Annotated in this window: 23 protein-coding genes; 11 read left to right on the forward strand and 12 right to left on the reverse strand. The window is 65.1% G+C overall.

Going from position 1 to position 22733, the window contains the following annotated elements; genetic code table 11:
- Positions 1–1215 (reverse strand): ABC transporter substrate-binding protein, encoded by a 1215-nt coding sequence (locus tag GA0061098_RS22175; RefSeq protein WP_091960975.1) that lies wholly within the window; start codon positions 1213–1215, stop codon positions 1–3.
- Positions 1216–1606: 391 nt separating this feature from the next.
- On the opposite strand from GA0061098_RS22175, the gene GA0061098_RS22180 reads away from it, so the two are divergent.
- The 3 genes from GA0061098_RS22180 to GA0061098_RS22190 all read left to right on the forward strand — a co-directional run bounded on the left by GA0061098_RS22180 (position 1607) and on the right by GA0061098_RS22190 (position 4559).
- Positions 1607–2908: an MFS transporter gene (locus GA0061098_RS22180; protein ID WP_091960978.1), complete on the forward strand. Its 1302-nt coding sequence runs from the start codon at positions 1607–1609 to the stop codon at positions 2906–2908.
- Between the two features lie 109 nt (positions 2909–3017).
- A complete protein-coding gene (locus GA0061098_RS22185) occupies positions 3018–3809 on the forward strand; it encodes a fumarylacetoacetate hydrolase family protein (protein WP_091960981.1) in 792 nt (263 codons plus the stop codon).
- Between the two features lie 366 nt (positions 3810–4175).
- Positions 4176–4559 (forward strand): hypothetical protein, encoded by a 384-nt coding sequence (locus tag GA0061098_RS22190; protein ID WP_049814890.1) that lies wholly within the window; start codon positions 4176–4178, stop codon positions 4557–4559.
- A 45-nt stretch (positions 4560–4604) separates the two neighbouring features.
- Here GA0061098_RS22190 and GA0061098_RS22195 read toward each other — a convergent pair whose 3' ends face one another.
- Together GA0061098_RS22195 and GA0061098_RS22200 are read right to left on the reverse strand one after the other, a co-directional pair.
- Positions 4605–5456, reverse strand: a complete 852-nt coding sequence (locus GA0061098_RS22195) for an HpcH/HpaI aldolase/citrate lyase family protein (protein WP_165637524.1) — start codon at positions 5454–5456, stop codon at positions 4605–4607.
- Entirely contained in the window at positions 5456–5959 is a 504-nt protein-coding gene (locus GA0061098_RS22200) for a MaoC family dehydratase (RefSeq protein WP_347337537.1), read from the reverse strand. Before GA0061098_RS22200 ends, GA0061098_RS22195 begins: the two co-directional genes overlap by 1 nt.
- A gap of 179 nt (positions 5960–6138) precedes the next feature.
- On the opposite strand from GA0061098_RS22200, the gene GA0061098_RS22205 reads away from it, so the two are divergent.
- Complete coding sequence (locus GA0061098_RS22205; protein WP_091960990.1) at positions 6139–7305, forward strand: acyl-CoA dehydrogenase family protein; 1167 nt, start codon at positions 6139–6141, stop codon at positions 7303–7305.
- Positions 7306–7337: 32 nt separating this feature from the next.
- On the opposite strand, the gene GA0061098_RS22210 is transcribed toward GA0061098_RS22205, so the two are convergent.
- The 3 genes from GA0061098_RS22210 to GA0061098_RS22220 form a co-directional block, all read right to left on the reverse strand.
- On the reverse strand, positions 7338–8909 hold the full coding sequence (locus tag GA0061098_RS22210) for an AMP-binding protein (RefSeq protein ID WP_091960993.1): 1572 nt from the start codon (positions 8907–8909) through the stop codon (positions 7338–7340).
- A gap of 33 nt (positions 8910–8942) precedes the next feature.
- Positions 8943–9578 (reverse strand): uracil phosphoribosyltransferase, encoded by a 636-nt coding sequence (gene upp / locus GA0061098_RS22215; RefSeq protein ID WP_091960996.1) that lies wholly within the window; start codon positions 9576–9578, stop codon positions 8943–8945.
- Between the two features lie 69 nt (positions 9579–9647).
- Entirely contained in the window at positions 9648–10382 is a 735-nt protein-coding gene (locus tag GA0061098_RS22220; protein ID WP_245323472.1) for a crotonase/enoyl-CoA hydratase family protein, read from the reverse strand.
- Positions 10383–10469: 87 nt separating this feature from the next.
- On the opposite strand from GA0061098_RS22220, the gene GA0061098_RS22225 reads away from it, so the two are divergent.
- Positions 10470–11051 (forward strand): TetR/AcrR family transcriptional regulator, encoded by a 582-nt coding sequence (locus GA0061098_RS22225; RefSeq protein WP_091961002.1) that lies wholly within the window; start codon positions 10470–10472, stop codon positions 11049–11051.
- Here the strand turns inward: GA0061098_RS22225 and GA0061098_RS47000 are convergent.
- From GA0061098_RS47000 to GA0061098_RS22250, 6 genes are all read right to left on the reverse strand, one after another.
- Positions 11048–11176 (reverse strand): hypothetical protein, encoded by a 129-nt coding sequence (locus GA0061098_RS47000; protein WP_283808000.1) that lies wholly within the window; start codon positions 11174–11176, stop codon positions 11048–11050. The genes GA0061098_RS22225 and GA0061098_RS47000 overlap by 4 nt on opposite strands.
- A 98-nt stretch (positions 11177–11274) precedes the next feature.
- Complete coding sequence (locus tag GA0061098_RS22230) at positions 11275–11652, reverse strand: hypothetical protein (protein WP_347337538.1); 378 nt, start codon at positions 11650–11652, stop codon at positions 11275–11277.
- 49 nt (positions 11653–11701) lie between these two features.
- Positions 11702–11893 (reverse strand): hypothetical protein, encoded by a 192-nt coding sequence (locus GA0061098_RS22235; protein ID WP_091961006.1) that lies wholly within the window; start codon positions 11891–11893, stop codon positions 11702–11704.
- A 117-nt stretch (positions 11894–12010) separates the two neighbouring features.
- Positions 12011–12928, reverse strand: a complete 918-nt coding sequence (gene dapA, locus GA0061098_RS22240) for a 4-hydroxy-tetrahydrodipicolinate synthase (protein WP_091961008.1) — start codon at positions 12926–12928, stop codon at positions 12011–12013.
- A 25-nt stretch (positions 12929–12953) separates the two neighbouring features.
- A complete protein-coding gene (locus GA0061098_RS22245; RefSeq protein WP_165637525.1) occupies positions 12954–13208 on the reverse strand; it encodes a hypothetical protein in 255 nt (84 codons plus the stop codon).
- Positions 13209–13399: 191 nt separating this feature from the next.
- The gene (locus GA0061098_RS22250) at positions 13400–13867 is read right to left on the reverse strand and encodes a hypothetical protein (RefSeq protein WP_165637526.1); all 468 of its coding nucleotides are present in this window, start codon (positions 13865–13867) and stop codon (positions 13400–13402) included.
- A gap of 637 nt (positions 13868–14504) precedes the next feature.
- Here GA0061098_RS22250 and GA0061098_RS22255 point away from each other — a divergent pair.
- From GA0061098_RS22255 to GA0061098_RS22280, 6 genes are all read left to right on the forward strand, one after another.
- Positions 14505–14594, forward strand: coding sequence for a K(+)-transporting ATPase subunit F (locus GA0061098_RS22255; RefSeq protein WP_018641117.1), 90 nt, complete (start codon positions 14505–14507; stop codon positions 14592–14594).
- 112 nt (positions 14595–14706) lie between these two features.
- Positions 14707–16410 carry a potassium-transporting ATPase subunit KdpA gene (kdpA, locus tag GA0061098_RS22260; RefSeq protein ID WP_091961014.1) on the forward strand — a complete coding sequence of 568 codons (1704 nt, stop codon included), beginning with the start codon at positions 14707–14709 and terminating at the stop codon, positions 16408–16410.
- A gap of 18 nt (positions 16411–16428) precedes the next feature.
- Positions 16429–18543 (forward strand): potassium-transporting ATPase subunit KdpB, encoded by a 2115-nt coding sequence (kdpB, locus tag GA0061098_RS22265; RefSeq protein WP_091961016.1) that lies wholly within the window; start codon positions 16429–16431, stop codon positions 18541–18543.
- Between the two features lie 57 nt (positions 18544–18600).
- On the forward strand, positions 18601–19206 hold the full coding sequence (locus tag GA0061098_RS22270; protein WP_091961019.1) for a K(+)-transporting ATPase subunit C: 606 nt from the start codon (positions 18601–18603) through the stop codon (positions 19204–19206).
- Between the two features lie 40 nt (positions 19207–19246).
- Positions 19247–21970 (forward strand): sensor histidine kinase, encoded by a 2724-nt coding sequence (locus GA0061098_RS22275; RefSeq protein WP_091961022.1) that lies wholly within the window; start codon positions 19247–19249, stop codon positions 21968–21970.
- Entirely contained in the window at positions 21967–22656 is a 690-nt protein-coding gene (locus GA0061098_RS22280) for a response regulator (RefSeq protein ID WP_091961027.1), read from the forward strand. Before GA0061098_RS22275 ends, GA0061098_RS22280 begins: the two co-directional genes overlap by 4 nt.
- The last annotated feature ends 77 nt before the right edge of the window (positions 22657–22733 follow it).

The raw sequence follows: 22733 nt of genomic DNA on the forward strand, positions 1-22733 counted from the left end.
TCACTTCTTCAGGAGCGGACATTTGGACTCGGAGACCGGGCGGAAGGCGTCCTCGCCCTTCACGGTCTTGACGATGTCCAGATAGTCCCACGGCTCCTTCGACTGCTCGGGCTTCTTCACCTTGGCGAGATACATGTCGCGGATGACGCGGCCGTCCTCGCGCAACTTGCCGCCATGGACGAATGTATCCTCGATCGGCAGTTCGCGCATCTTGGCCGTCACCTTGGCGGAATCGTCGGTGCCGGCCGCCTTGATGGCCTTGAGATAGTGCAGCACCGAGCCGTAGACGCCGGTCTGGATCATCGTCGGCATCACCTTGGTGCGCTCGTAGAACTTCTTCGACCAGGCGCGCGTTGCCTCGTCCATGGCCCAGTACGAGGCCGTGGTCATGTAGGTGCCCTGCGCGGCCTTGAGGCCGATCGCGTGCACGTCGGTGTCGAACATCAGGAGGCCGACGAGCTTCTGGCCGCCCTGGACGAGGCCGAACTCGCCCGACTGCTTGATCGCGTTGTCGGTGTCCTGGCCGGCATTGGCGAAGGCGACGACGTCGGATTTCGAGCTTTGGGCCTGGAGCGCGAAGGAGGAGAAGTCCGCGGTGTTGGTCGGATGCTTGACGCCGCCCAGGACCTTTCCGCCCATCTCGTTGACGAAGCGCGTAGCGTCCTTCTCGAGCTGCTGGCCGAAGGCGTAGTCCGCGGTGATGAAGTACCAGGACTTACCGCCCTCCTTGATCACGGCGGAGGCCGTCACCTTCGACAGCGCGTAGGTATCGTAGGTGAAGTGCACGGTGTTCGGGCTGCACAGCTCGTCGGTCAGCGAGCTTGCGCCGGGGCCCGAGAGCAGCGCGACCTTGCCCCGCTCGCGCACCATGTTGTGGACGGCGATCGCGATGCCGGAGTTGGGGATGTCGACGACGGCGTCGACCTTGCTGTTGTCGAACCAGCCGCGCACGATCTGCACGCCGACGTCGGTCTTCATCTGGTGATCGGCGCTGATGATCTCGATCGGCTTGCCGAGCACGGTCGGCCCGAATTCCTCCACCGCCATCTTGGCGGCCTCGACCGAGCCCGGCCCTGAGTTGTCGCGGCCCCAGCTCGACAGATCCGTCAGCACGCCGATCCGCACCGCGTCGTCGGAGACTTGTGCAGTGGCCGCTGTGGTCATGGCTGCCGAAGTCATGGCCGCGAGCATGGCGCAGGCCAGAAGCCCTCTCATCGTCGTTTCCTCTCTTTTATTGGCCGCATGGCGCGGCTGGCTGTTCTTGAGATAAATTAGATATAAGCAAAATAGTTTGTCAATGATGAATTAGGCGTTGGAATGAGTTCCTCTCGGCGGGTCGGACGACAGGGGGCACCGCTGCTTGGGCACCCGTCATTGCGAGCGCAGCGACTTGTTCGCCGAAGCCTTGGCGAAGGCGGAAGCAATCCAGACTTTCTCCACGGAGGCAGCCTGGATTGCTTCGTCGCAAGAGCTCATCGCAATGACGGATGTTGCGACATCTGCGCACATAATCCCGCGTTGTTATCCTGTGAGAGCCATCACCCCTGCAGGTTGCAACCCTAGGCACGATTGGCCATGATGCTCTCGGGAATCTCTGGGGCAGGGCATGACGGCAGCAACGGAAGTCTCCGCGGCGGCGGAGAAATCGACGACGGCGCATGTGGTGTGGGCGAGCGCGCTCGGCACCGCCATCGAATGGTACGACTTCCTGATCTACGGCACGGCGGCGGCGCTGGTCTTCAACAAGCTGTTCTTCCCGAGCTTCGATCCCTTCGTCGGCACGCTGGCGGCGTTCTCGACCTATGCGGTCGGTTTCGTGGCGCGGCCGATCGGCGGCGCCATCATCGGGCATTACGGCGACCGGCTCGGTCGCAAGACCATGCTGGTCGCGACCATGATCGCGATGGGGCTCGGCACCTTCCTGATCGGCTGCCTGCCGACCTACAACCAGATCGGCGTGTGGGCGCCGATCCTGCTCATCGTGCTGCGCTTCGTCCAGGGCATCGGCCTGGGCGGCGAATGGAGCGGCGCGGTCGTCATGGTGATCGAGCATGCCGGCAATCGCCGCGGCTTCTATGGCAGCCTGGTGCAGATCGGCTTTCCCGTCGGTGTTGCCGCTTCGACCGGCATTTTCGGCTTGATGACCAAGCTGCCCGAAGCCGATTTCCTGAACTGGGGCTGGCGCGTGCCGTTCCTGATCAGCATCCTGCTCGTCGGTGTCGGCTTCATCGTGCGGCTCAAGCTCGCGGAGACGCCGCACTTCAAGGAGGTGGTCGAGCGCAAGGAGGTGCTGGCGCAGCCGGTGCTGGAAGTGCTCCGCCGCGACTGGCGCAGCTTTCTGCTGGCGATCGGCATCACGGTGTCGGAGGTCGGGCTTGCTTATCTCCTCACCGTCTTCACGGTGGTCTATGCCACGACGAAGCTCGGGCTGCCGCGCCAAGTGATCCTGGATGCCGTGGTCTATGCCGCCCTCGTCGAGTTCGCGACGTTGCCGCTCGCCGGCTGGCTGTCCGACATCTTCGGCCGCAAAGCGCTGTATCTCGCCGGCGGCGTGTTCTCGGTGGCGTTGGCGTTTCCGTTGTTCTGGTTCCTCGATACGAAGGAGCCGGCGCTGATCACGCTGGCGCTCGTCGTCACGATGACGCTGACCCATGCGCTGCTGTTCGGGCCGAAGGCCGCGTTCATGCCGGAGCTGTTCCGCACCCAGGTCCGCTACAGCGGAGCCTCGCTCGGGGCCAATGTCGCGGCGGCGCTGAGCGGCGGCTTCTCGCCGCTGATTGCGACCGCGCTGCTGGCGTGGGCCGGCTCGTATTGGGCCGTGTCCGTCTACATCATCGCACTCTCGATCATCACGATCGTCGCGACGCTGATGGCGCCGGAGACGGCGCGGAGTTCGCTGAAATCATGATGTCGATCATCTCGCGGCTCAAGGTGTAGCGGACGGGCCATTGGCCTGCCGGTCGTTTGGTTCTAAGAACGCCCTTGAGGAAACTTCCCCCAAGCCAGGGAACAGAACCATGACGAAGACGTCTCGACGTGACGTGCTCACTGCCGCAGCCGCGATGACCGCGGCGGGCATCGCCGAAGCGGCGCCGGCCGCAGCGCAGGCCGGACCGAAGCCGATCTTTCCGGTGCCGATGGTCACGATCCCGATCGTCGGCGAGAGCCAGGTGTTTCAGGTCCGCCGCATCTACTGCATCGGGCGCAACTACGCCGCGCACGCGATCGAGCGCGGCTCGGACCCGAACCGCGAGCCGCCGTTCTTCTTCCAGAAGCCGACCGACGCGATCCAGAACGTCGCGGTCGGCGAGGTCGCCGATCATCCCTATCCGTCACTGACCAAGAACTATCATCACGAGGTCGAGCTGGTCGCCGCGCTGAAATCAGGCGGCACCAATATCCCGGTCGATCAGGCACTCGACCACGTCTATGGCTACGCGCTCGGCCTCGACATGACCCGGCGCGACCTCCAGAACGGCATGGCCGCGGAGAAGAAGCCCTGGGAGATCGGCAAGAGTTTTGACCACGCCGCGGTGATCGGCCCGATTCATCCGGCCAGCAAGACCGGGCATTTCGACAAGGGCGCCATCTCGCTGGCGATCAACGGCACGGTGAAGCAGAACTCGGATCTCAGCAAGATGATCTGGAACGTGGCCGAGCAGGTCGCAAAGCTGTCGGAAGCCTTCGAATTGAAAGCCGGTGACATCATCTATTCCGGCACGCCGGAGAATGTCGGTCCCGTCGTGAAGGGCGACGTACTGCTGTGCAAGCTCGAGGGCTTGCCGGATATGTCGATCAAGATCGTGTAGTTGCTCTCGCTTCGTCCCGCGCGGCGGGGCGAGCGCGTTTGAGAGCCGTTCCTGCGGCCATCCTTCGAGACGCCCGCTTTAGGCGGGCTCCTCAGGATGAGGACGGAATGCGTAGCGGCAGTTCAACGGGTACGATGCTGCTTAGCCTCATCGTGAGGAAACTGCGAAGCGGTCGTCTCGAAGGACGAGGCGCGCGGCGAGGTGTTGCCGAAGTCAAATGCGACGACCCTCCCGCTCGCGAGGAGAGGGAAACCATCGTCAATCCGCTGCCGGGTTCCACCAGTCGATTGCCATTTGTTGGCCGGCAAGCGAACCTCCTGTGGCCATATTTGAGAACGAGTGATTTCCCGCGAGGGAGGCGCTCCGATGACCAAGGCTCTAATTACTGCTGTCGCAATGCTGGCGTGTGTGCCCGTGAGCGCGGTTGCGCAGGAGCGCGCGGGCGATGCGGCGCTCGGCGCCGTCTCCGGCGCGGTCGTGCTGGGCCCAGTCGGTGCGGTTGCCGGAGCCTTGATCGGCTACACTGCTGGACCGTCAATCGCTCGGTCCTGGGGTATGAGAGGTTCTCACTCGGCAGGACATCGGCCGCCGCCGCGCCGCGCGGCCGCGACCAGAAGCCCGACGCGCACCCGCGAGGCGATGGCAGCCAACGGTCAGATGCGAGCTGCCGGCAATCCGGCTCCGCCAGTTCAGGCCGCTCCCGCCGCTCCGGCGCAAGCCTCGGCGCCGCCGGTTCAGGGGTTCGACTAAGGCCGCAGCTTCAAGCCGACGCTTTCGGCCGCAGCCCCCGGCTGCCTAGGGCTGGCCGAGGATCTTCTTCGCGGCGCGAAGATGCGGCTTGTCGATCATCTGGCCGTCGAGCCGCAGCGTGCCGGAATTGGGATTGCTGGCGAATGCCGCGATCACTTTTTCCGCCCAGGTGCGTTCGGCCTCGGTCGGTTCGAACGCCGCGTTGACGACATCGACGTGCTTGGGATGGATCAGCGCCTTGGCGGAAAACCCGTCGCGGCGCGCCGCGCGTGTTTCCTGCTCGAGACCGGCGAGGTTGTCGATGTCGGTATAGACCGTATCGATTGGCGCCACCTCGGCCGCAGCCGCCGCCATCAGGCAGAGATCGCGCGCGAGACGATAGGGGCTGTGGAACACGCCGCCGGACGCCTTTTCGGTGGCGCCGAGCGAAGCCGAGAGATCTTCCGCGCCCCACATCAGGCCGGCGAGGCGAGGGGAGCAGCCCTTGTAGCTGCCGAGCCCGAAGATCGAGCCCGCGGTTTCGGTCGCCACGCAGACGATGCGGGTGGTGCCGATCGCGATGCCGGCCGCGGCTTCCAAGGCTTCGAGCCAGGTTGCGACCTGCCTTACGTCATCACCGCCCTGCGATTTCGGCAGCACGATTCCGTCGGGCCTGCCCGGCATCACCGCGGCGAGATCGGCGAGCGTCATGCCGGTGTCGAGCGCGTTGACGCGGACATAGAGCTGGTGCGAGCCGCGTTGGCCCTTGAGCATCGTCAGGGTCAACCCGCGCGCCTCCGCCTTCTTCTCGGTGACGACGGAATCCTCGAGGTCGATGATCAGCGCGTCGGCCTTGCCTTCGCTCGCCTTCTCGAATTTGCGCGGGGAATCGCCCGGCACGAACAGCATCGAACGCATCAGACCGGCCTCTTGTGCATCATCGCCATGCGGCGGCATTTGCCGACGATCTCGTCGTTCTGGTTCAAGGCATGGTGCTCGAACTCGACGATGCCGGCTTTGGGCCGCGATTTGGATTCCCGCACCGAGAGCACCTTTGTCGTGGCCCGCAACGTGTCGCCATGGAAGACCGGTTTTGGAAAGGTGACGTCGGTCATGCCAAGATTGGCAACGGTGGTCCCCATGGTCGTATCATAGACCGTCATGCCGATCATGATGCCGAGGGTGTAAAGGCTGTTGAAAATGCGTTGGCCGAACTCGGTCTTTTCGGCGAAATTCGCATCGATGTGCAGCGGCTGCGGATTGAGCGTCAGCAGGCTGAACATGGTGTTGTCCATCTCCGTGACGGTCCGGGTTAGCGGATGCCTGAACTCCTGGCCTACGGAAAAGTCTTCGAAATAAAGTCCGGCCATCGCGGTTTCCTCCCTGCGAAATAACGGCGCGCTCATAGCTTTACGTCGCATGACCCTATGCATGGTAGACACACTTGATAGACAAATTCACGTATCTGTACGCGGTTTTTCGAGCTAAGAACCCAGGCAAGGGCACGTCAGGGCGCGAAGCAAGCGGCCCGGCCTTTGAGCGGGGAACGCGAAGAGACGGGAGATGGCGGTCGCGGCTCCCCGACAAGGAGATCAAGAACATGGATTTCGCGCTCACCGATCAGCAGGAAGCCATTCGCGATGCCATCGCCAAGATCTGCGAAGGCTTTCCGGATGCCTACTGGCTGAAGAAGGACCATGACGGCGGCTTCCCGCACGATTTTCATAAAGCACTTGCCGACGCCGGCTGGCTCGGCATCTGCGTGCCGGAGGAATATGGCGGCTCGGGGCTCGGCATCACCGAAGCTGCGATCATGATGCGCACCATCGCCGAATCCGGTGCCGGCATGTCCGGCGCATCCGCCGTGCACATCAACGTGTTCGGACTCAATCCCGTCGTCGTGTTCGGCACCGAGGAGCAGCGGAGGCGCATGTTGCCGCCGATGGTGGAGGGCCGTGAGAAGGCCTGCTTCGCCGTCACCGAGCCCAACACCGGCCTCAACACCACGCAGCTCAAGACCCGCGCGGTCGCCAAGAACGACCGTTACATCGTCAACGGCCAGAAGGTGTGGATCTCGACCGCGCAGGTCGCGCACAAGATCCTGCTGCTTGCCCGCACCACGCCGCTGGAGGAGGTGCGTTCGCCGACCCATGGCCTCAGCCTGTTCTACACCGATTTCGACCGCAACAAGATCAAGGTCCACGAGATCGAGAAGATGGGCCGCAAGATCGTCGATTCCAACGAGCTGTTCTTCGAAGATTTCGAGATCCCGATGGAGGATCGCATCGGCGAAGAGGGCAAGGGTTTTCAGTACATCCTCGAAGGCATGAACCCCGAGCGCATCCTGATCGCGGCGGAGGCGGTCGGCCTCGGCAAGCTGGCGCTGGCGCGGGCCACGGAATATGCCAAGACGCGCGTGGTGTTCAACCGTCCGATCGGCAAGAACCAGGGCATCCAGCATCCGCTCGCGGTGAATTGGGTCGAGCTCGAGGCGGCCTGGCTGATGGTGATGTCGGCGGCGTGGCAATACGACAAGGGCATGCCGTGCGGCGCTGCGGCCAATGCCGCAAAATACCTTGCGGGCGAAGCGGGCTTCTCGGCCTGCGAGCAGGCCGTGATGACTCATGGCGGCTTCGGCTACGCCAAGGAATTCCATGTCGAGCGCTACTTGCGAGAAGTGCTGATCCCGCGCATCGCGCCGGTCAGCCCGCAACTCGCGCTCAGCTTCATCGCGGAGAAGGTTCTGGGGCTCGCGAAGTCGTACTGAACGAGCCTTGTGCGCAAACCAAATCGGCCCGCCTATTCGGCGGCGATCCGCTCCATCGCCATGGCGCGAAGCCTGGCGCGCTGGATCTTGACGCCGTTGGCGCTGTCGGTGACGGGGAAGGCCTCCACGACATAGATCCGGGCCGGGATCTTGTAGCCGGCGAGCCGCTCGCGCAGGCGCGCGACCAGCGTCTCCTGCATTGGCGGCTCCTTCGCCGGGATCACGAAGGCGACGCAGCGCGCCTGACCCTTGAGATCGACTGCAACCACCTGGGCGTCGGCCACGCCGGCACAGGATTTGAGCTCGTCCTCGATCTCGCCGGGTGCGACGAGGAAGCCGCCGAGCCGCATGGCGTCGCCCGCGCGGGTCTCGTAGACTAAGGAACCGTCGCCGCGCAACCGGCCGATGTCGCCGGTGCGGAAGAACCCGTCCGCGGTGATCGCATCGCGCGTCGCATCCAGGTTGTTGAAATAGCCGAGGAAGCGTGACGGCGCGCTGATCTCGATCTCGCCGGAAACGCCTTCGGCCGCAAGTTCGCCGGTCTCGGTGTCGCGCACGCGCACGCTTGCCTCGGGTGACATCGGCCAGCCGCCGCCCTCAATGCGGTCGGAAAAGGTGTCGCTGGTGCGGGCGATCGAGAATAGGGCCTGAACCTCGCTCGACCCATAGAGGCCGAACAGCGGCAGGCCGCGCGCCTCGGCCTTCGCAGCAAGCTCGCGCCAGCCAGGCTGGAATGCGGCAAAGCCGCAGGCTTCGAGATGCGGGAATGGGTGTGGCGCATCGCTGAGGGCGAGGATACGCCGGAACATCTCGTCCGAGCCGAACGAGTGGGTGACTTTGTGCTCGCTGAGGATCTTCAGCGCCGGCGCCGCCTCGAAGGCGTCGAGCACGTGAATGGTTGCACCGGCTGCGACAAAGCCGAGCAGGCTCGTCATGCCGAACGTGCCGCAGAACGGAAGCATGGCCAGCAGCGCGTGACGCTGCGGATCAAGCTGAAGCGCGTGGGCAACGGAGGTGGCGTGCGTGGCCAGCGTGCGCTGCGAATGCGCAACCAGCTTCGGCCCCTTGGTGGTGCCAGATGTCGTGTAGAGCAGTACCGGAAGATCGACGTCATCTTGAGCTGGCGCCGGCGGATAGGGTGTGTCGAAGGCATCGAAGCGCACACAGGGCCAGTGCGCAGGGATCGCATCCGCGCCGATTACCGCGAGCCGTTGCAGCGCGGGAATTTCGTCCTTGGCGATGTCGGCGAGGATCGCGGCAAAATCCACCGAGCGGAATGCGGCCTCGACCACCATCAGCCTGGCGCCGGACAAACGAAGCAGATGCGCGACTTCCGCGCTGCGGTAGCGGGTATTGACGGCCGCGACGATCGCGCCAAGGCGGGCGGCGGCGAACAGCAGCGTGACCCATTCGATCCGGTTGACCAGCCAGACCGCGATCACGTCGCCCTTGCCGATGCCTTGCGCCGCAAGCCAGGCCGCGGTCTGCTCGACCCTTTCGGAGAACTCAGCTCGCGAGACCGATGTCCCGTCGCATACGAAGGCGGTATCGCCAGCGGCCTCGGTCCGGATCAGCGATTGCAGCGAAGACGCGTTGGCACTCATGGCAAGGGGAGTAACCCGATCGCGCCAACCTGTCTACTTGGTGCCGAACATCCGGTCGCCGGCATCGCCCAGGCCCGGCACGATGTAGCCGTGGTCGTTGAGCCGCTCGTCGATCGCGGCGGTCCAGATCGGCACGTCCGGGTGTTCGGTCTGGAACTGCGCGATGCCCTCGGGCGCAGCCAGAAGGCACACGAAGCGGATGTCGCGGGCGCCGCGGGCTTTGAGCAGGGAGGCGCCGGCGCAGGCCGAGTTGCCGGTCGCCAGCATCGGATCCATCAGGATCACGGTGCGATCCGACAGGTCCTGCGGCGCCTTGAAGTAATATTCCACGGCTTGCAACGTCTCGGGGTCGCGGTAGAGCCCGATATGGGCGATGCGCGCCGAGGGCATCAGCGCCAGCATGCCGTCGAGGAAGCCGACGCCGGCGCGCAGGATCGGCGCCAGCGTGAGCTTCTTGCCGGCGATCTTGGGCGCCTGCATGGGTGCGATCGGCGTCTCGATCTCGACCAGCTCCAGCGGCAAATCGCGCGTCACCTCGTAGCCGAGCAGCATCCCGATCTCGTTCAGGATCTCGCGAAAGCTCTTGGTCGAGCGATCCTTCTCCCGCATCAGCGAGAGCTTGTGCTGGACCAGGGGGTGGGCGACGACGTTGACATTGGCAGTGCTCATGCAACCGCTCTACACGGTTCCCTAGAATTGCGCCAGATCGGCCGGGTCTTTTCCGCCGGACAGGCGGCGTCAACCGGGCATCGCCACCGCGCTGCGCGCCCGGCTGCTCGCCTCATAGGCAGCCATGGTCAGTTCACGGTTGATCGCCATACGCATCGCGTCCGTGGCCGGTTGGCGCAGGCGCTTCTTTGCGGTTGCATGCGACGGCTTGTGGATCGCGCGCAATGCCACGATGACCTCCTCGAGCGTGATGTCGACCCTCTCCGGCGCGACCACGCGATCGAGAAAGCCGGCGGTCAGCGCCTCCTCGGGCTCGTACATTTCGCCGAGCGTGACGGTGCGGCTGAGCCAGGCCGGATGCAGGCGGCTGCGCGCGAGCTCGATGGCAAAGCTCGGCGGCGCGATGCCGATCGCGACCTCGTTCAGCCCCATGCGGTGCGGCCCGCGCGCGCCCAGCCTGACGTCGCAGGCGAGCAGCAGGAACGTCCCCATCGGAAAGGCATGACCTTCCATCACGCCGATTGTCGGATGCGGAAACGACATCAGCCGCAGCGCGAGCTCGGCGCCGGCGCGGACCATCTCGAGGCTCTTGGCGGCATCGCCGGCGGCGAACACCTTGAGATCGAAGCCGGCGGAGAAGATGCCGGGCCGCGCCGAGCGCAGCACCACGATCTCGGCTTCCGTCTCGGCCCGGTCGAAGGCGGCGCCGATCTCGCCCAGCATGGTGGTCGACATCACATTGACCTTGCCGTCGTCGAGCCCGATCCGCGCGACGCCGTCGTTTACCTCGAAGGTCACTCCCATTGGCATTTGCCTAGTTATGATCCAGGCTTGACTGTCGGAGGCTGATGTAGACCAATCAATATAATTTCGTGCGAAGGGGAGAGCGTCATGCCGGCCGTGCCAAAACACCGCCAGCCCATCATCAATGCTGCGGTGACGCTGTTCCGCCGTCAGGGATATGCCCGGACCGGCCTGAACGACATCGTCGACGTCAGCGGTGCACCAAAAGGCTCGCTCTACCATTACTTTCCGGATGGAAAATCCTCGATTGCGGTGGCGGCGGTGGAGGAGGCGGGCCGCCGCGTCGCGGCGACGGTCGCCAAGCTCGCGGAAGAGTGCAGCTCGACCGCCGACCTCTTGCGAGCGCACGCAAGACTACTGGCGGGGTGGATGCAGGGCTCCGGCTTTCGCAACGGCTGCCCGATCACGACCGTGCTGCTCGAGCTTGCGCCGCGCGAGCGTGCCGTGTCCGATGCCGGTCGCAAGGCCTATGCGGCGCGACTGTCCATCCTGCGTGACAAGCTTGTCGCCGACGGGTTTGCCAGGCCGCGGGCGGAAACACTTGCCGTGCTCTGCACGTCGTCGCTCCAGGGTGCGCTGATCCAAGCCCGCGTCGAGCGCAGCGGCCGGCCGATCGAGGTCACGGCGGCGGAATTGGCGCGGCTGATCGAGCGGGAAGCGAGGAGCTAGACGCCGAGCCCGCGCGCGACAAGCGTGATCACGAGCGTCAGGATCGCGCCCCAAATCAGGCTCAGCGTCATGGTCAGGATGGTCATTGTGACCGCCTGCTCGAGATTTCCCTTGAACGGCTGCATGCTAGCCGTCCGAGGCCGGGCGCGCGGTGACCCGCATGCCCAGCAGCAATGCGCCCATCAATGCGACCAGGATGACGATCTTGAGTTCGATCATGTCGTTACCTCGCAAGGCGGGCCAGATGTCGCGTCACGCCCTCCAGCCATCGTGCTGCCAGTGCGACCAGCGGATTGCCCTGGTTCTCGACGTCGAGCTCGAAGGCCTCGGCCGGAAACACCAGTGCGCATCGGGCCGGTGCGCTCCGGCCGTTGGCGAATTCGACCGCGGAGCTCTTGAGCAGGAAGAGACCGCCGGCGCGGCCCTGGGCCTCGCGGGCAACCCAGAGGCCGGCGCGGTTATGCCCAATGAAGAAGGCGGGAATGGCGGGGCTGACGACATCGGGATCGAGCGGCTTGAGGGCGGTCGCCGCGCCAATGTCGAGCGCCCCAGTTCGTGACTTCGGCACACGGTGCGCGGCTTGAAGAGCGATGGCAGCCATGGCGGCCTCCTCACACATCTGCAGGGTCATGATGTCTGCCGCTGCGGGTTCAGGCGTGGAGATGCCAGACATAGATTGCGGTTCGCAGCGCAATGAGCGCGGTGAGCACGCTGCCCATCGAGAGCAGGGTCAGAGCGCCGAATGCGAGGCGTTTGAGCTGGGCATTGCGCGTTGCCGATATCTGTAGCGGTCGCTCCGCCCAGGCGAGAGGCCGTTCAAGGCCGTGGGTCAGCATCGACATTGTCGGAAGTCCTTCTCTGTGGCGCGGCGAGAGCCGCCCCAATCCATCCCGTAGGATGATGATCGCGGCGTAGGATTGCGAGATGAGCCCCGGGGCCTCCGTATAGGAATGTCATAGTCAGGCGCCGACGCCATCGATCAGTTCCTCGTCTGCGATGGCGGCGAAGGCCCTGGCGATCTCCGCCTGGCCGGCGGGGTTGAGCGGCACGATCGGCAGCCGCGTGTCCGGCCGCATCAAGCCGAGCATGCCGAGGGCGCCCTTGAGGGCCGCCGGGCTCTCCCTGGAGAGGCAGGTGACGAGCGGGATCAGGCGCTTGTGCAGATAGCGTGCGGATTGCAGCCGGCCTTGCCTGACCTGCGAGAAGATCGTGCGGCAGAGATCCGGCGCGATGTTGGCGACCTCGGAGATCGCGCCATCGCCGCCGTCCGCGATGTAGGCGAAGGCGGTAACGTCGTCGCCGGATAGAGAGCGAAAGCCGGCCGGCAGATGCCGGGCGAGGCGCATCGGGCGGGTGATGTCGCCGCTGCCGTCACGCAGGCCCACGAATTGGCGGGACTCGACCAGGCGCAGGAGCGTCTCGTCGGCCAGTGGCCGCAGCGTGCGGGAGGGCACGTCGTGCAGGATCACCGGCAATCCGATCGCGCCGGCGACCGCGCGGAAGTGCGCGAGCGTGCCCTCCTGCATCGGCTTGTTGTAGGCGGGCACGACCGACATGACGGCATCGGCGCCGGCAGCTTCCGCGCGCCGCGCGAGTTCGATGGCGTGGCTGGTCGCATTGGAGATCGCGCCCGCGATGATCCGCACGCGGCCGCGCGCGACGTCGACCGCGGTGCGAATGACGAGCTCCTGCTCGGCCGGCGAGAGCGTCGGTGCCTCGCCGGCCGTCTCGCAGACCACGATGGCTGGAACGCCGGCCGCGACCTGCCGTTCACACAGTGCGGCGAACGCCTTGAGATCGACCGCGTCAGCCGCATCGAACGGCGTCGGCAGGTCCGGAATGAAGCCGGTGAACCAGGCAGCTGGAGGGATGAACATGGTGCTTCGCCGTAAGGTCGCCGGCTCAGGCGGCGCGGTGCGAGATGTCTGGAGTGGGGCTCCTGGCCATGTCGAGCTCGATCTCGCGCGGCAGCTCGACAATGGTCTCGGGATGCCGTCCGTTCTCGAACAGCGCATATTTGATCGCCTGCGCACGGCTGACGAACAGGCCGCCATAGAGGCCGTGTTGTTCCTGAGCGACCCATTGTCCGCGGCGATTCCTGCCGATGAAGACGATGGTCGAAAGCGAGCTGCACGAGGGAGGTTCGACGAGTTTCACGGATCTATTCCTTCTGAACGATGCCGGCTCGGGACGCGTGTCCCTGCCTGCGCGCTCAATATCCTTAGTGACGAATATGATTTCGAGGGTGGAGCCGCGGCGATCTCATAGGAAGGTCATAAAGCCGGGAACGGCGGTCGCTCAGGCTACATCGTTGACGAGGTGGACCTGCGCGAACAGTGCGAGGCTGCCTAGCCGAAATTGTCGCAAGCGAGCGGCTCGTAAAGCGGATCCAGCACAGGACGAACGGAAGGAACGCTTGGCCGCGGCACGTCCGCGGCCAATGCCCGGACCTCGATGAAGGCCGACAGCAGAGCCAGCGCGAGGTCGGAATGGCGCGCCTCGACCGCGGCATCCAGCCAGTCCGGCAGCTCTCGCTCGCGCGACAGTGCACAATGCCACTCGCCCTCGTCATAGGCGATGCGGCGGACCTGCCACATCGGCAGCTCGAGCTCGATCAGCGCCAGCGCCGCATCGGCCCAGGCTTCAACGTCGATCAGGCGCATGATGCGTGCGGCGCGCTCGCCTTGGCCGAGCGAGGGGACGCGCCTGCCGGCGTGCGCGATGATGTCGAGCATCAACGGCCGGGTCATCGCCGGTGCCGTGCGAAGCTGTTGGCCGAGGGAAGGCGGGTCGAGGAGTCGGAGAGCGGCGGTCATGTCGGGCCTCCTGGAATTGGCGTCGGTCAGTCGGCCGGCATTGCCAGGATGGCGGGGAGTGCATTTGAAAACGAGATGGGGATCGGGCGAGAGATATAGGGATTTCATAAGTGGGGGGCGGGTGAGAGGCGCAGTCTTGTCGCCCAATTCACGACTGTCGTCCTCGCGAAAGCGGGGACCCATAGCCCCAGGGAGATGTTGTCGTACGAAGCTCGTCACCACGAACCTTCGTCGAACCACTCCCTGTGGTTATCGCGACGAGCGCAAGCGCTCGCGCTGAGGTCCCGGATCTGCGCTTCGCTTGTCTGGGACGACAGCCGGGGTGCGCGACCATCGCCCAATGGAGCATCGCCCCCGCCTTTATGAGATTCCTATATATTTGCCATAGCCCTCATCTCGAAAACCTATGAGCGGGGTGGCACTTCAGCACGGTCAAAAGTCCGGGCTGTCGCCCGTGGAAATGCGTTCCATTTCCTTCGCGAGCCGCCGGGTCACCGAGAGAAAGTTGCGCCGGATTTGATGGCGCAATGAGGAGTATCGCCATGATGGACATTCTGATGCTGGCGCTGGGCTTCGGCTTCTTCGCCCTCGCGATCGGCTACACCTACGCCTGCGAACGGCTATGACGGAGCAAACCATGATCTTCGATTATGCGCTCGCCGGTGCCGTCTCGTTCGGTCTGCTGGTCTACCTCACCTATGCACTGCTGCGGCCCGAGCGGTTCTGACCCGTGCTGCTGCTCGTCGAATTGCTGCTGGCGGACGCCGTGCTCGTCGCCTGCCTGCTGACGGTGCTCCTGCCGCTGTTGCGCCGGACACCAAGCCTGAAGGGTTGATTCCATGACTGTGATCGGTTGGCTCCAGATCATTCTGTTTTGCGCCATCATCGTCGCGCTGACCAAGCCGCTCGGCTGGTACATGACGCGGGTGTTCGGCGGCGAGCGGACGTTCCTGTCGCCGGTGCTGCGCCCGATCGAGGCCGGCGTGTACTGGATTTCCGGCGTCGACGAGAAGCGCGAGCAGCATTGGCTGACCTACACGGTCGCCATGTTGCTGTTCCATGTCGGCGGCTTCCTCATCATCTACGGTGTGATGCGGCTTCAGGCCGTGTTGCCCTTCAATCCGGCCGGGCAGGGCGCGGTCGCCGAGGATCTCTCCTTCAACACCGCGGTCTCCTTCATCACCAACACCAACTGGCAGAACTACGGCGGCGAGAGCACGCTATCCTATCTCGTCCAGATGCTAGGCCTGACGCCCCAGAACTTCCTGTCGGCGGCAACCGGCATCGCGCTGGCGATGGCCCTGATCCGCGGCTTCTCGCGCGCCTCGATGCGCACGGTTGGCAATTTCTGGGTCGACGTCACCCGCTGCACGCTCTACGTGCTGCTGCCGATCTGCGTGGTCTACACGCTGTTCCTGGTCTGGCAGGGCATGCCGCAGACGCTCGGCCCGTATATCGAGGCGACCACGCTCGAGGGCGCCAGGCAGACCATTGCGGTCGGCCCGGTCGCTTCCCAGGTGGCGATCAAGATGCTCGGCACCAATGGCGGTGGCTTCTTCAACGCCAACGCGGCGCACCCGTTCGAAAATCCGACTGCGCTGTCGAATTTCGTGCAGATGCTTTCGATCTTCGCGCTCGGCGCCGCGATGACCAACGTGTTCGGCCGTATGGTCGGCAACCAGCGCCAGGGCTGGGCGATCCTGTCCGTGATGGGCGTGCTGTTCGTCGCAGGCGTCGCCATCACCTATTGGGCGGAAGCGAACGGAACCTCGATGCTCCATGCGCTGGGCCTGACCGGCGGCAACATGGAGGGCAAGGAGGTCCGCTTCGGCATCGTCGCGTCCTCGCTGTTCGCCGTCGTCACGACGGCCGCTTCATGCGGCGCGGTCAATGCGATGCATGACAGCTTCACCGCGCTCGGCGGCATGATCCCGCTGATCAATATCGAGCTCGGCGAGATCATCGTCGGCGGCGTCGGCGCCGGCATGTACGGCATGCTGCTGTTCGTCATCCTCGCGATCTTCGTCGCCGGACTGATGGTCGGCCGCACCCCGGAATATGTCGGCAAGAAGATCGAGGCGCGCGAGGTCAAGATGGCGATGCTGGCCATCCTGGTGCTGCCGCTGATGATCCTCGGCTGGACCGCCGTCGGCGTGGTCTATCCGGCGGCCGTCGCCTCGACGGCGAATGCCGGACCGCATGGCTTCACCGAAGTGCTCTATGCCTTCACCTCGGCGACCGGCAACAACGGCTCGGCCTTCGCAGGCCTCACCGGCAACACCTTCTTCTACAACCTCACGCTCGCAAGCGCGATGTTCGTCGGCCGCTTCTTCATGATCGTCCCGGCCATGGCGATCGCGGGATCGCTCGCGGAGAAGAAGTCGATCCCGCCGTCCACGGGCACGTTCCCGACCACGGGGGGCCTGTTCGTCGGCCTCGTCGTCGGCGTCATCCTGATCATGGGCGGCCTGACCTTCTTCCCGGCGCTCGCGCTCGGCCCGATCGTCGAACATCTGGCGATGAACGCCGGCAACCTCTTCTGAATGTCTGGAGTGACCTCCATGGATACGACGAAACTGCAAAAACGTGCTGCCGTCTCGGCAATGCTCGATCCCAAGATCGTGATGCCCGCGATCCGCGCCTCCTTCACCAAGCTCGATCCGCGGCTGATGGTGAAGAACCCCGTGATGTTCGTGGTCGAGATCGTGGCCGCGCTCACCACGGTGATCTTCCTGCGCGACATCATCACCGGCGGCTCAGGCCTCGGCTTCACCTTCCAGATCATCGTCTGGCTCTGGTTCACGGTGCTGTTTGCCAATTTTGCCGAAGCGGTGGCCGAAGGCCGCGGCAAGGCGCAGGCCGAATCGCTGCGCAAGACCCGCACCGAGAGCCAGGCCAAGCTCCTGACCGGTGCGGGCCGGGCCTTCAAGATGGTGCCGGGCACGAGCCTCAAGGTCGGCGACATCGTGCTGGTCGAGGCCGGCGATACCATTCCCTCCGATGGCGAGGTGATCGAGGGTGTCGCCTCCGTCAACGAGGCCGCCATCACCGGCGAGTCCGCGCCCGTCATTCGCGAATCCGGCGGCGACCGGTCGGCGGTGACAGGCGGCACGCAGGTGCTGTCCGACTGGATCCGCGTCCGCATCACGGCGGCGCAAGGCTCGACCTTCATCGACCGCATGATCAAGCTGGTCGAAGGCGCCGAGCGGCAGAAGACGCCGAACGAGATCGCGCTCAACATCCTGCTCGCCGGTCTCACCATCATCTTCGTGTTCGCCACCGTCACCATTCCGAGCTATGCGGCCTATGCCGGCGGCTCGATCTCGGTGATCGTGCTGGTCGCACTGTTCGTAACGCTGATCCCGACCACGATCGGCGCGCTGCTGTCCGCGATCGGCATTGCGGGCATGGACCGTCTGGTGCGCTTCAACGTGCTGGCGATGTCGGGCCGCGCCGTCGAGGCCGCCGGCGATGTCGACACTCTGCTGCTCGACAAGACCGGCACCATCACGCTCGGCAACCGGCAGGCGACCGCGTTTCGTCCTGTTCGGGGAGTGACCGAGCAGGAGCTCGCCGACGCGGCGCAGCTCGCCTCGCTCGCCGACGAGACGCCGGAAGGCCGTTCCATCGTGGTGCTGGCAAAGGAGAAATACGGCATCCGAGGCCGCGACATGGCGGAGCTTGGCGCCACCTTCATCCCGTTCACGGCGCAGACCCGCATGAGCGGCGTCGACGCCGGTGGCTCGTCGGTGCGCAAGGGCGCGGTCGATGCGATGCTGAACTATGTCGGCGGCGGCGCGCCGCTGGCGGTTGCTTCGGGCAACGCGGCGCGGGCGATCCAGCCGGCGGCACTGTCGGACCTCGGCCGCGAGATCCAGACCATCGCGGACGAGATCTCGAAGGCCGGCGGCACGCCGCTGGCGGTCGCGAGGGACGGCAAGCTGCTCGGCGTCATCCAGCTCAAGGACATCGTCAAGGGCGGTATCCGCGAGCGTTTTGCCGAGCTGCGCCGCATGGGCATTCGCACCATCATGATCACCGGCGACAACCCGATGACGGCGGCTGCCATCGCAGCGGAGGCGGGCGTCGACGATTTTCTGGCGCAGGCGACCCCTGAGGACAAGCTCAAGCTGATCCGGGACGAGCAGGCCAAGGGCAAGCTGGTTGCGATGTGCGGCGACGGCACCAACGACGCCCCGGCGCTTGCGCAGGCCGACGTCGGTGTCGCCATGAACACGGGTACGCAAGCCGCCCGCGAGGCCGGCAATATGGTCGACCTCGACTCCAACCCGACCAAGCTGATCGAGGTCGTCGAGATCGGCAAGCAGCTGCTGATGACGCGCGGCGCGCTGACGACGTTCTCGATCGCCAATGACGTCGCAAAGTATTTTGCGATCATTCCGGCGATGTTTTTGGCGTTCTACCCCCAGCTCAATGTGCTCAACGTCATGAACCTGTCGAGCCCGCAGAGCGCCATCCTGTCGGCGATCATCTTCAACGCATTGATCATCATCGCGCTGATTCCGCTGGCGCTGAAGGGCGTCGCCTATCGCGCGGTCGGTGCCGGTGCGCTGCTCCGGCGCAATCTGTTGATCTACGGCCTTGGCGGCATCGTCATTCCCTTCATCGGTATCAAGGCGATCGACCTCGTTGTGACCGCCTTGCACCTGGCTTGAACCGTCGGCGCGCGGCGCAAGGCACCGCGCGCAACGACGAAGACTTAGGAGACCAACATGCTCAGAGAAATCCGCCCCGCCATCGTCCTCTTGCTGGTGCTCACCGCCATCACCGGCCTTGCCTATCCGCTGGCGATGACGGCCATCGCCGGCGCGCTCTTCCCGGCGCAGGCCCAAGGCAGCCTGATCGAGAAGGACGGCAAGGTGATCGGCTCCGCCCTGATCGGGCAGGAGTTCAGGGACGACAAATACTTCCACGGCCGTCCCTCGGCGACGGTTGCGCCGGACCCCAATGATTCGACCAAGACGGTGCCCGCGCCCTACAATGCCGCCAATTCCGGTGGCTCCAATCTCGGCCCGACCAGCAAGGCGCTGGCCGACCGGCTGAGGGAAGATGTAGACAAGCTCAAGGCTGAGAATCCGAACGCTGCCGTGCCGGTCGACCTGGTGACGACGTCGGCCAGCGGCCTCGATCCTGATATCTCGCCGGAAGCGGCGCAATTCCAGGTGCCGCGCGTGGCCAAGGCGCGGAATATGCCGGAGGATCAGGTCAAGCAGATCGTGACCGCCAACACCGAAGGCCCCTTGCTCGGCCTGATTGGCGAACCCAGGGTTAACGTTCTGGCACTGAATCGCTCGCTGGATCGCGCCGCCGCCAGGTAGCGGTCTAGGCTCGCGTCAGGCAGATGATTATATTGGCAAAATGGTCCGAGAGCGCCGCGATCCCGAACAACGTCCGTCGCCCGAGGCGCTGCTGGAAGCAGCGCGGCGGGAAGGGAGCGCGAGCGGCAAGCTGAAGATCTTCGTCGGCGCCGCTCCCGGCGTCGGCAAGACCTATGAGATGCTGCAAAGCGCCCACGCCAAGCGCAAGTCCGGCATCGACGTCGTGGTCGGCTTCGTCGAGACCCACGGCCGCGCCGAGACCGAGGCGCTGGTGCGCGGGCTCGAGATGGTCCCGCGAAAGCGGCTGGACTATCGCGGGCAGATCGTCGAGGAGATGGACCTCGATGCGGTGATCGCGCGTCGGCCGCAGATCGCTTTGGTCGACGAGCTCGCCCACACCAACGCGGCCGGCAGTCGCCATCCCAAGCGCTATCTCGACGTCGAGGAGTTGCTGTCCCACGGCATCGACGTCTACACCGCCGTCAACATCCAGCACATCGAGAGCCTGAACGACGTCGTCGCCCAGATCACCCATGTCAGGGTGCGCGAGACCGTGCCGGATTCGGTGTTCGATCGCGCCGACGCGATCGAACTGATCGACCTCACGCCCGACGATTTGATCCAGCGCCTGAAGGAGGGCAAGGTTTATGTGCCCAAGCAGGCCGAGCGGGCGCTGGAGCATTATTTCTCGCCGGGGAACCTGACGGCGTTGCGCGAGCTCGCTTTGCGCCGCACCGCGGAGCGGGTCGACGAGCAGCTCCTCAACCACATGCAGGCCAATGCGATTCCCGGGCCCTGGGCTGCGGGCGAGCGCATCCTCGTCTGCGTCAGCGAGGATCCGCGCGCGGCCGGTCTCGTCCGCTACACCAAGCGGCTGGCGGACCGGCTGCATGCGCCATTCACCGCGGTTTCGATCGAGACGCCGCGATCGCTGCAATTGTCCGACGAGCAGCGCGACCGGCTGGCCGATACGCTGCGGCTCGCGGAATCGCTCGGCGGCGAGGCGTTGACCATTCCCGCGGTCGGTCGCCGCATCGCCGACGACGTCGTCAACTTCGCGCAAGGCAACAACGTCACCCAGATCGTGATCGGCAAGTCGACCCGCTCGCGCTGGTTCGAGATGACACGCGGCTCCGTCGTGCACGATTTGGTGCGCCGCGCCGGCAACATCACGGTTCATGTCATCGCCGGCGACGAGCTGCCGGGCGAAGCGGCGCCCAAGACGGCGGTGCAGACCGCCGTGCGGTCCGAGCCGTTCAATCCGTTGCCATATCTGAAGGCTCTCGGCATCGTGCTGATCGGCCTTGGCGCCGCCGAACTGATTCAGCCGCGGTTCGGCATCGAGAACGTCGACCTCGTGCTGCTGACGGCGGTGGTGGCGGTCGCGGTCCGCTACGGACTATGGCCGTCGCTGCTGGCGACTGTCGCAGCCTCGCTCTGTTACAATTTCTTCTTCCTGCCGCCGATCCACACCTTCACGATCACCGACCCGACCAACGTCGCCGCCTTCGTGCTGTTCATGGTGGTGGCGATGATCGTCTCCAATGTCGCGGCGCGCGTGCGCACCCAGGCCGATGCCGCCATCGGCCGGATCAGGATGAACGAGCAGCTCTACGCTTTCAGCCGCAAGCTCGCCGGCACCGCGACGCTCGACGACGTGCTGTGGGCGACGGCCTACCAGATCGCGTTGATGCTAAAAGTCCGGGTGGTGTTGCTGCTGCCGGAAGAAGGCCTGCTCACGGTGAAATCCGGCTATCCGCCCGAGGACGAGCTCGATCAGGCCGATCTTGCCGCCGCCAACTGGGCCTGGAGCAACGACCGCCCCGCCGGCCGCGGCTCGGATACGCTGCCGGGTGCAAAACGGCTGTTCCTGCCGATGCGCACCGGGCGCGGCCCGATCGGCGTCATCGGCATCGACGATGACCGCACCGGTCCGCTGCTGACACCGGACCAGCGCCGCCTGCTCGACGCGCTGGTCGATCAGGGCGCGCTGGCGATCGAGCGCGTGCTGCTGGTCGAGGACATGGACCGTGTCAAGCGCACCGTCGAGTCCGAGCGGCTGCGCTCGGCGCTGTTGACCTCGATCTCGCACGATTTGAAGACGCCGCTCGCCTCGGTGCTGGGGGCGGCCTCGACCATGCGCGATCTCGCCAGCGCCCTCTCCGACACCGAGAAGCGCGACCTGCTCGCGACCGTGATCGACGAATCCGAGCGGCTGAACCGCTTCATCGCCAATCTGCTCGACATGACCAAGCTCGAATCGGGTGCCGTCGTACCCAACGCGGCGCTACACGATCTCAGTGAGATCGTGGGCAGCGCGCTGCGGCGCGCAGCCAAGATTCTCACCGCGCACGAGGTCGATCTCGTGCTGGCCGCCGATCTGCCGATGCTGCAGCTCGATGCGGTGCTGTTCGAGCAGGTGCTGTTCAACCTGCTCGACAACGCCGCCAAATATTCGCCGCCCGAGACCACCATCTCGATCCGCAGCCGGCGCGACAGCGATCATGTCGTGCTCGAGATCGCGGACGAGGGGGGCGGCATCCCGCCTGATGAGCTCGAGAGCGTGTTCGACAAGTTCTACCGCGTGCAGAAAGGCGATCATGTCCGACCCGGCACCGGGCTCGGGCTCGCCATCTCGCGCGGCTTCGTCGAGGCAATGCGCGGCACGATCTCGGCCGCCAACCGCAGCGACCGCAGTGGCGCTGTCCTCACCATCCGTCTTCCCGTTCCGGCAGAGAGCCGCGCCTTGGATACCGCCGCATGAGCGCTGCCCCGATCAAGGTCCTGGTCATCGACGACGAGCCGCCGATCCGCAAATTGCTGCGGATGGGGCTGACGACGCAAGGCTACGAGATCCTGGAAGCGTCGAACGGCAAGATCGCACTGGAGAAGCTCGTTGAGGAGCCGGCGCTGATCATCCTCGATCTCGGCCTGCCCGACGTGCAGGGGCACGAATTGCTGCGCACCATCCGTGCCCGCAACGAAGGCGTGCCGATCGTGGTGTTATCGAGCCGCGGCGACGAAGCCGGCAAGGTACAGGCGCTCGATCTCGGCGCCGACGATTATCTCACCAAGCCGTTCGGCATGGACGAGCTCCTGGCACGCCTGCGCGCTGCGCTGCGGCATCAGCTCCAGGTCCAGGGCGAGCGCCCGGTGTTCCGCACCGGCGATCTCTCGGTCGATCTCGTCCGCCGCATCGTCAAGGTCGGCGAACGTGATGTGAAGCTGTCGCCGAAAGAATACGACCTTCTGCGCGTCCTGGTGCAGCACGCCGGCAAGGTGCTCACCCACCGCTTCCTGCTGAGGGAGCTCTGGGACGAATTGACCGATGCGCAATATTTGCGAGTCTATGTCCGCCAGCTCCGCCAGAAGATCGAAGCCGATCCGGAACGGCCGCAATATGTGCTGACCGAGACGGGGATCGGGTACCGGTTGAAGGCGGGGGATTAGCTGTCGATCCTCATCCTGAGGAGCTGTAGGGTGGGCAAAGCGAAGCGTGCCCACGATCTTTCGCGATCATGGAAAGT

Source organism: Bradyrhizobium shewense (genome assembly GCF_900094605.1).
Lineage (GTDB): Bacteria > Pseudomonadota > Alphaproteobacteria > Rhizobiales > Xanthobacteraceae > Bradyrhizobium > Bradyrhizobium shewense.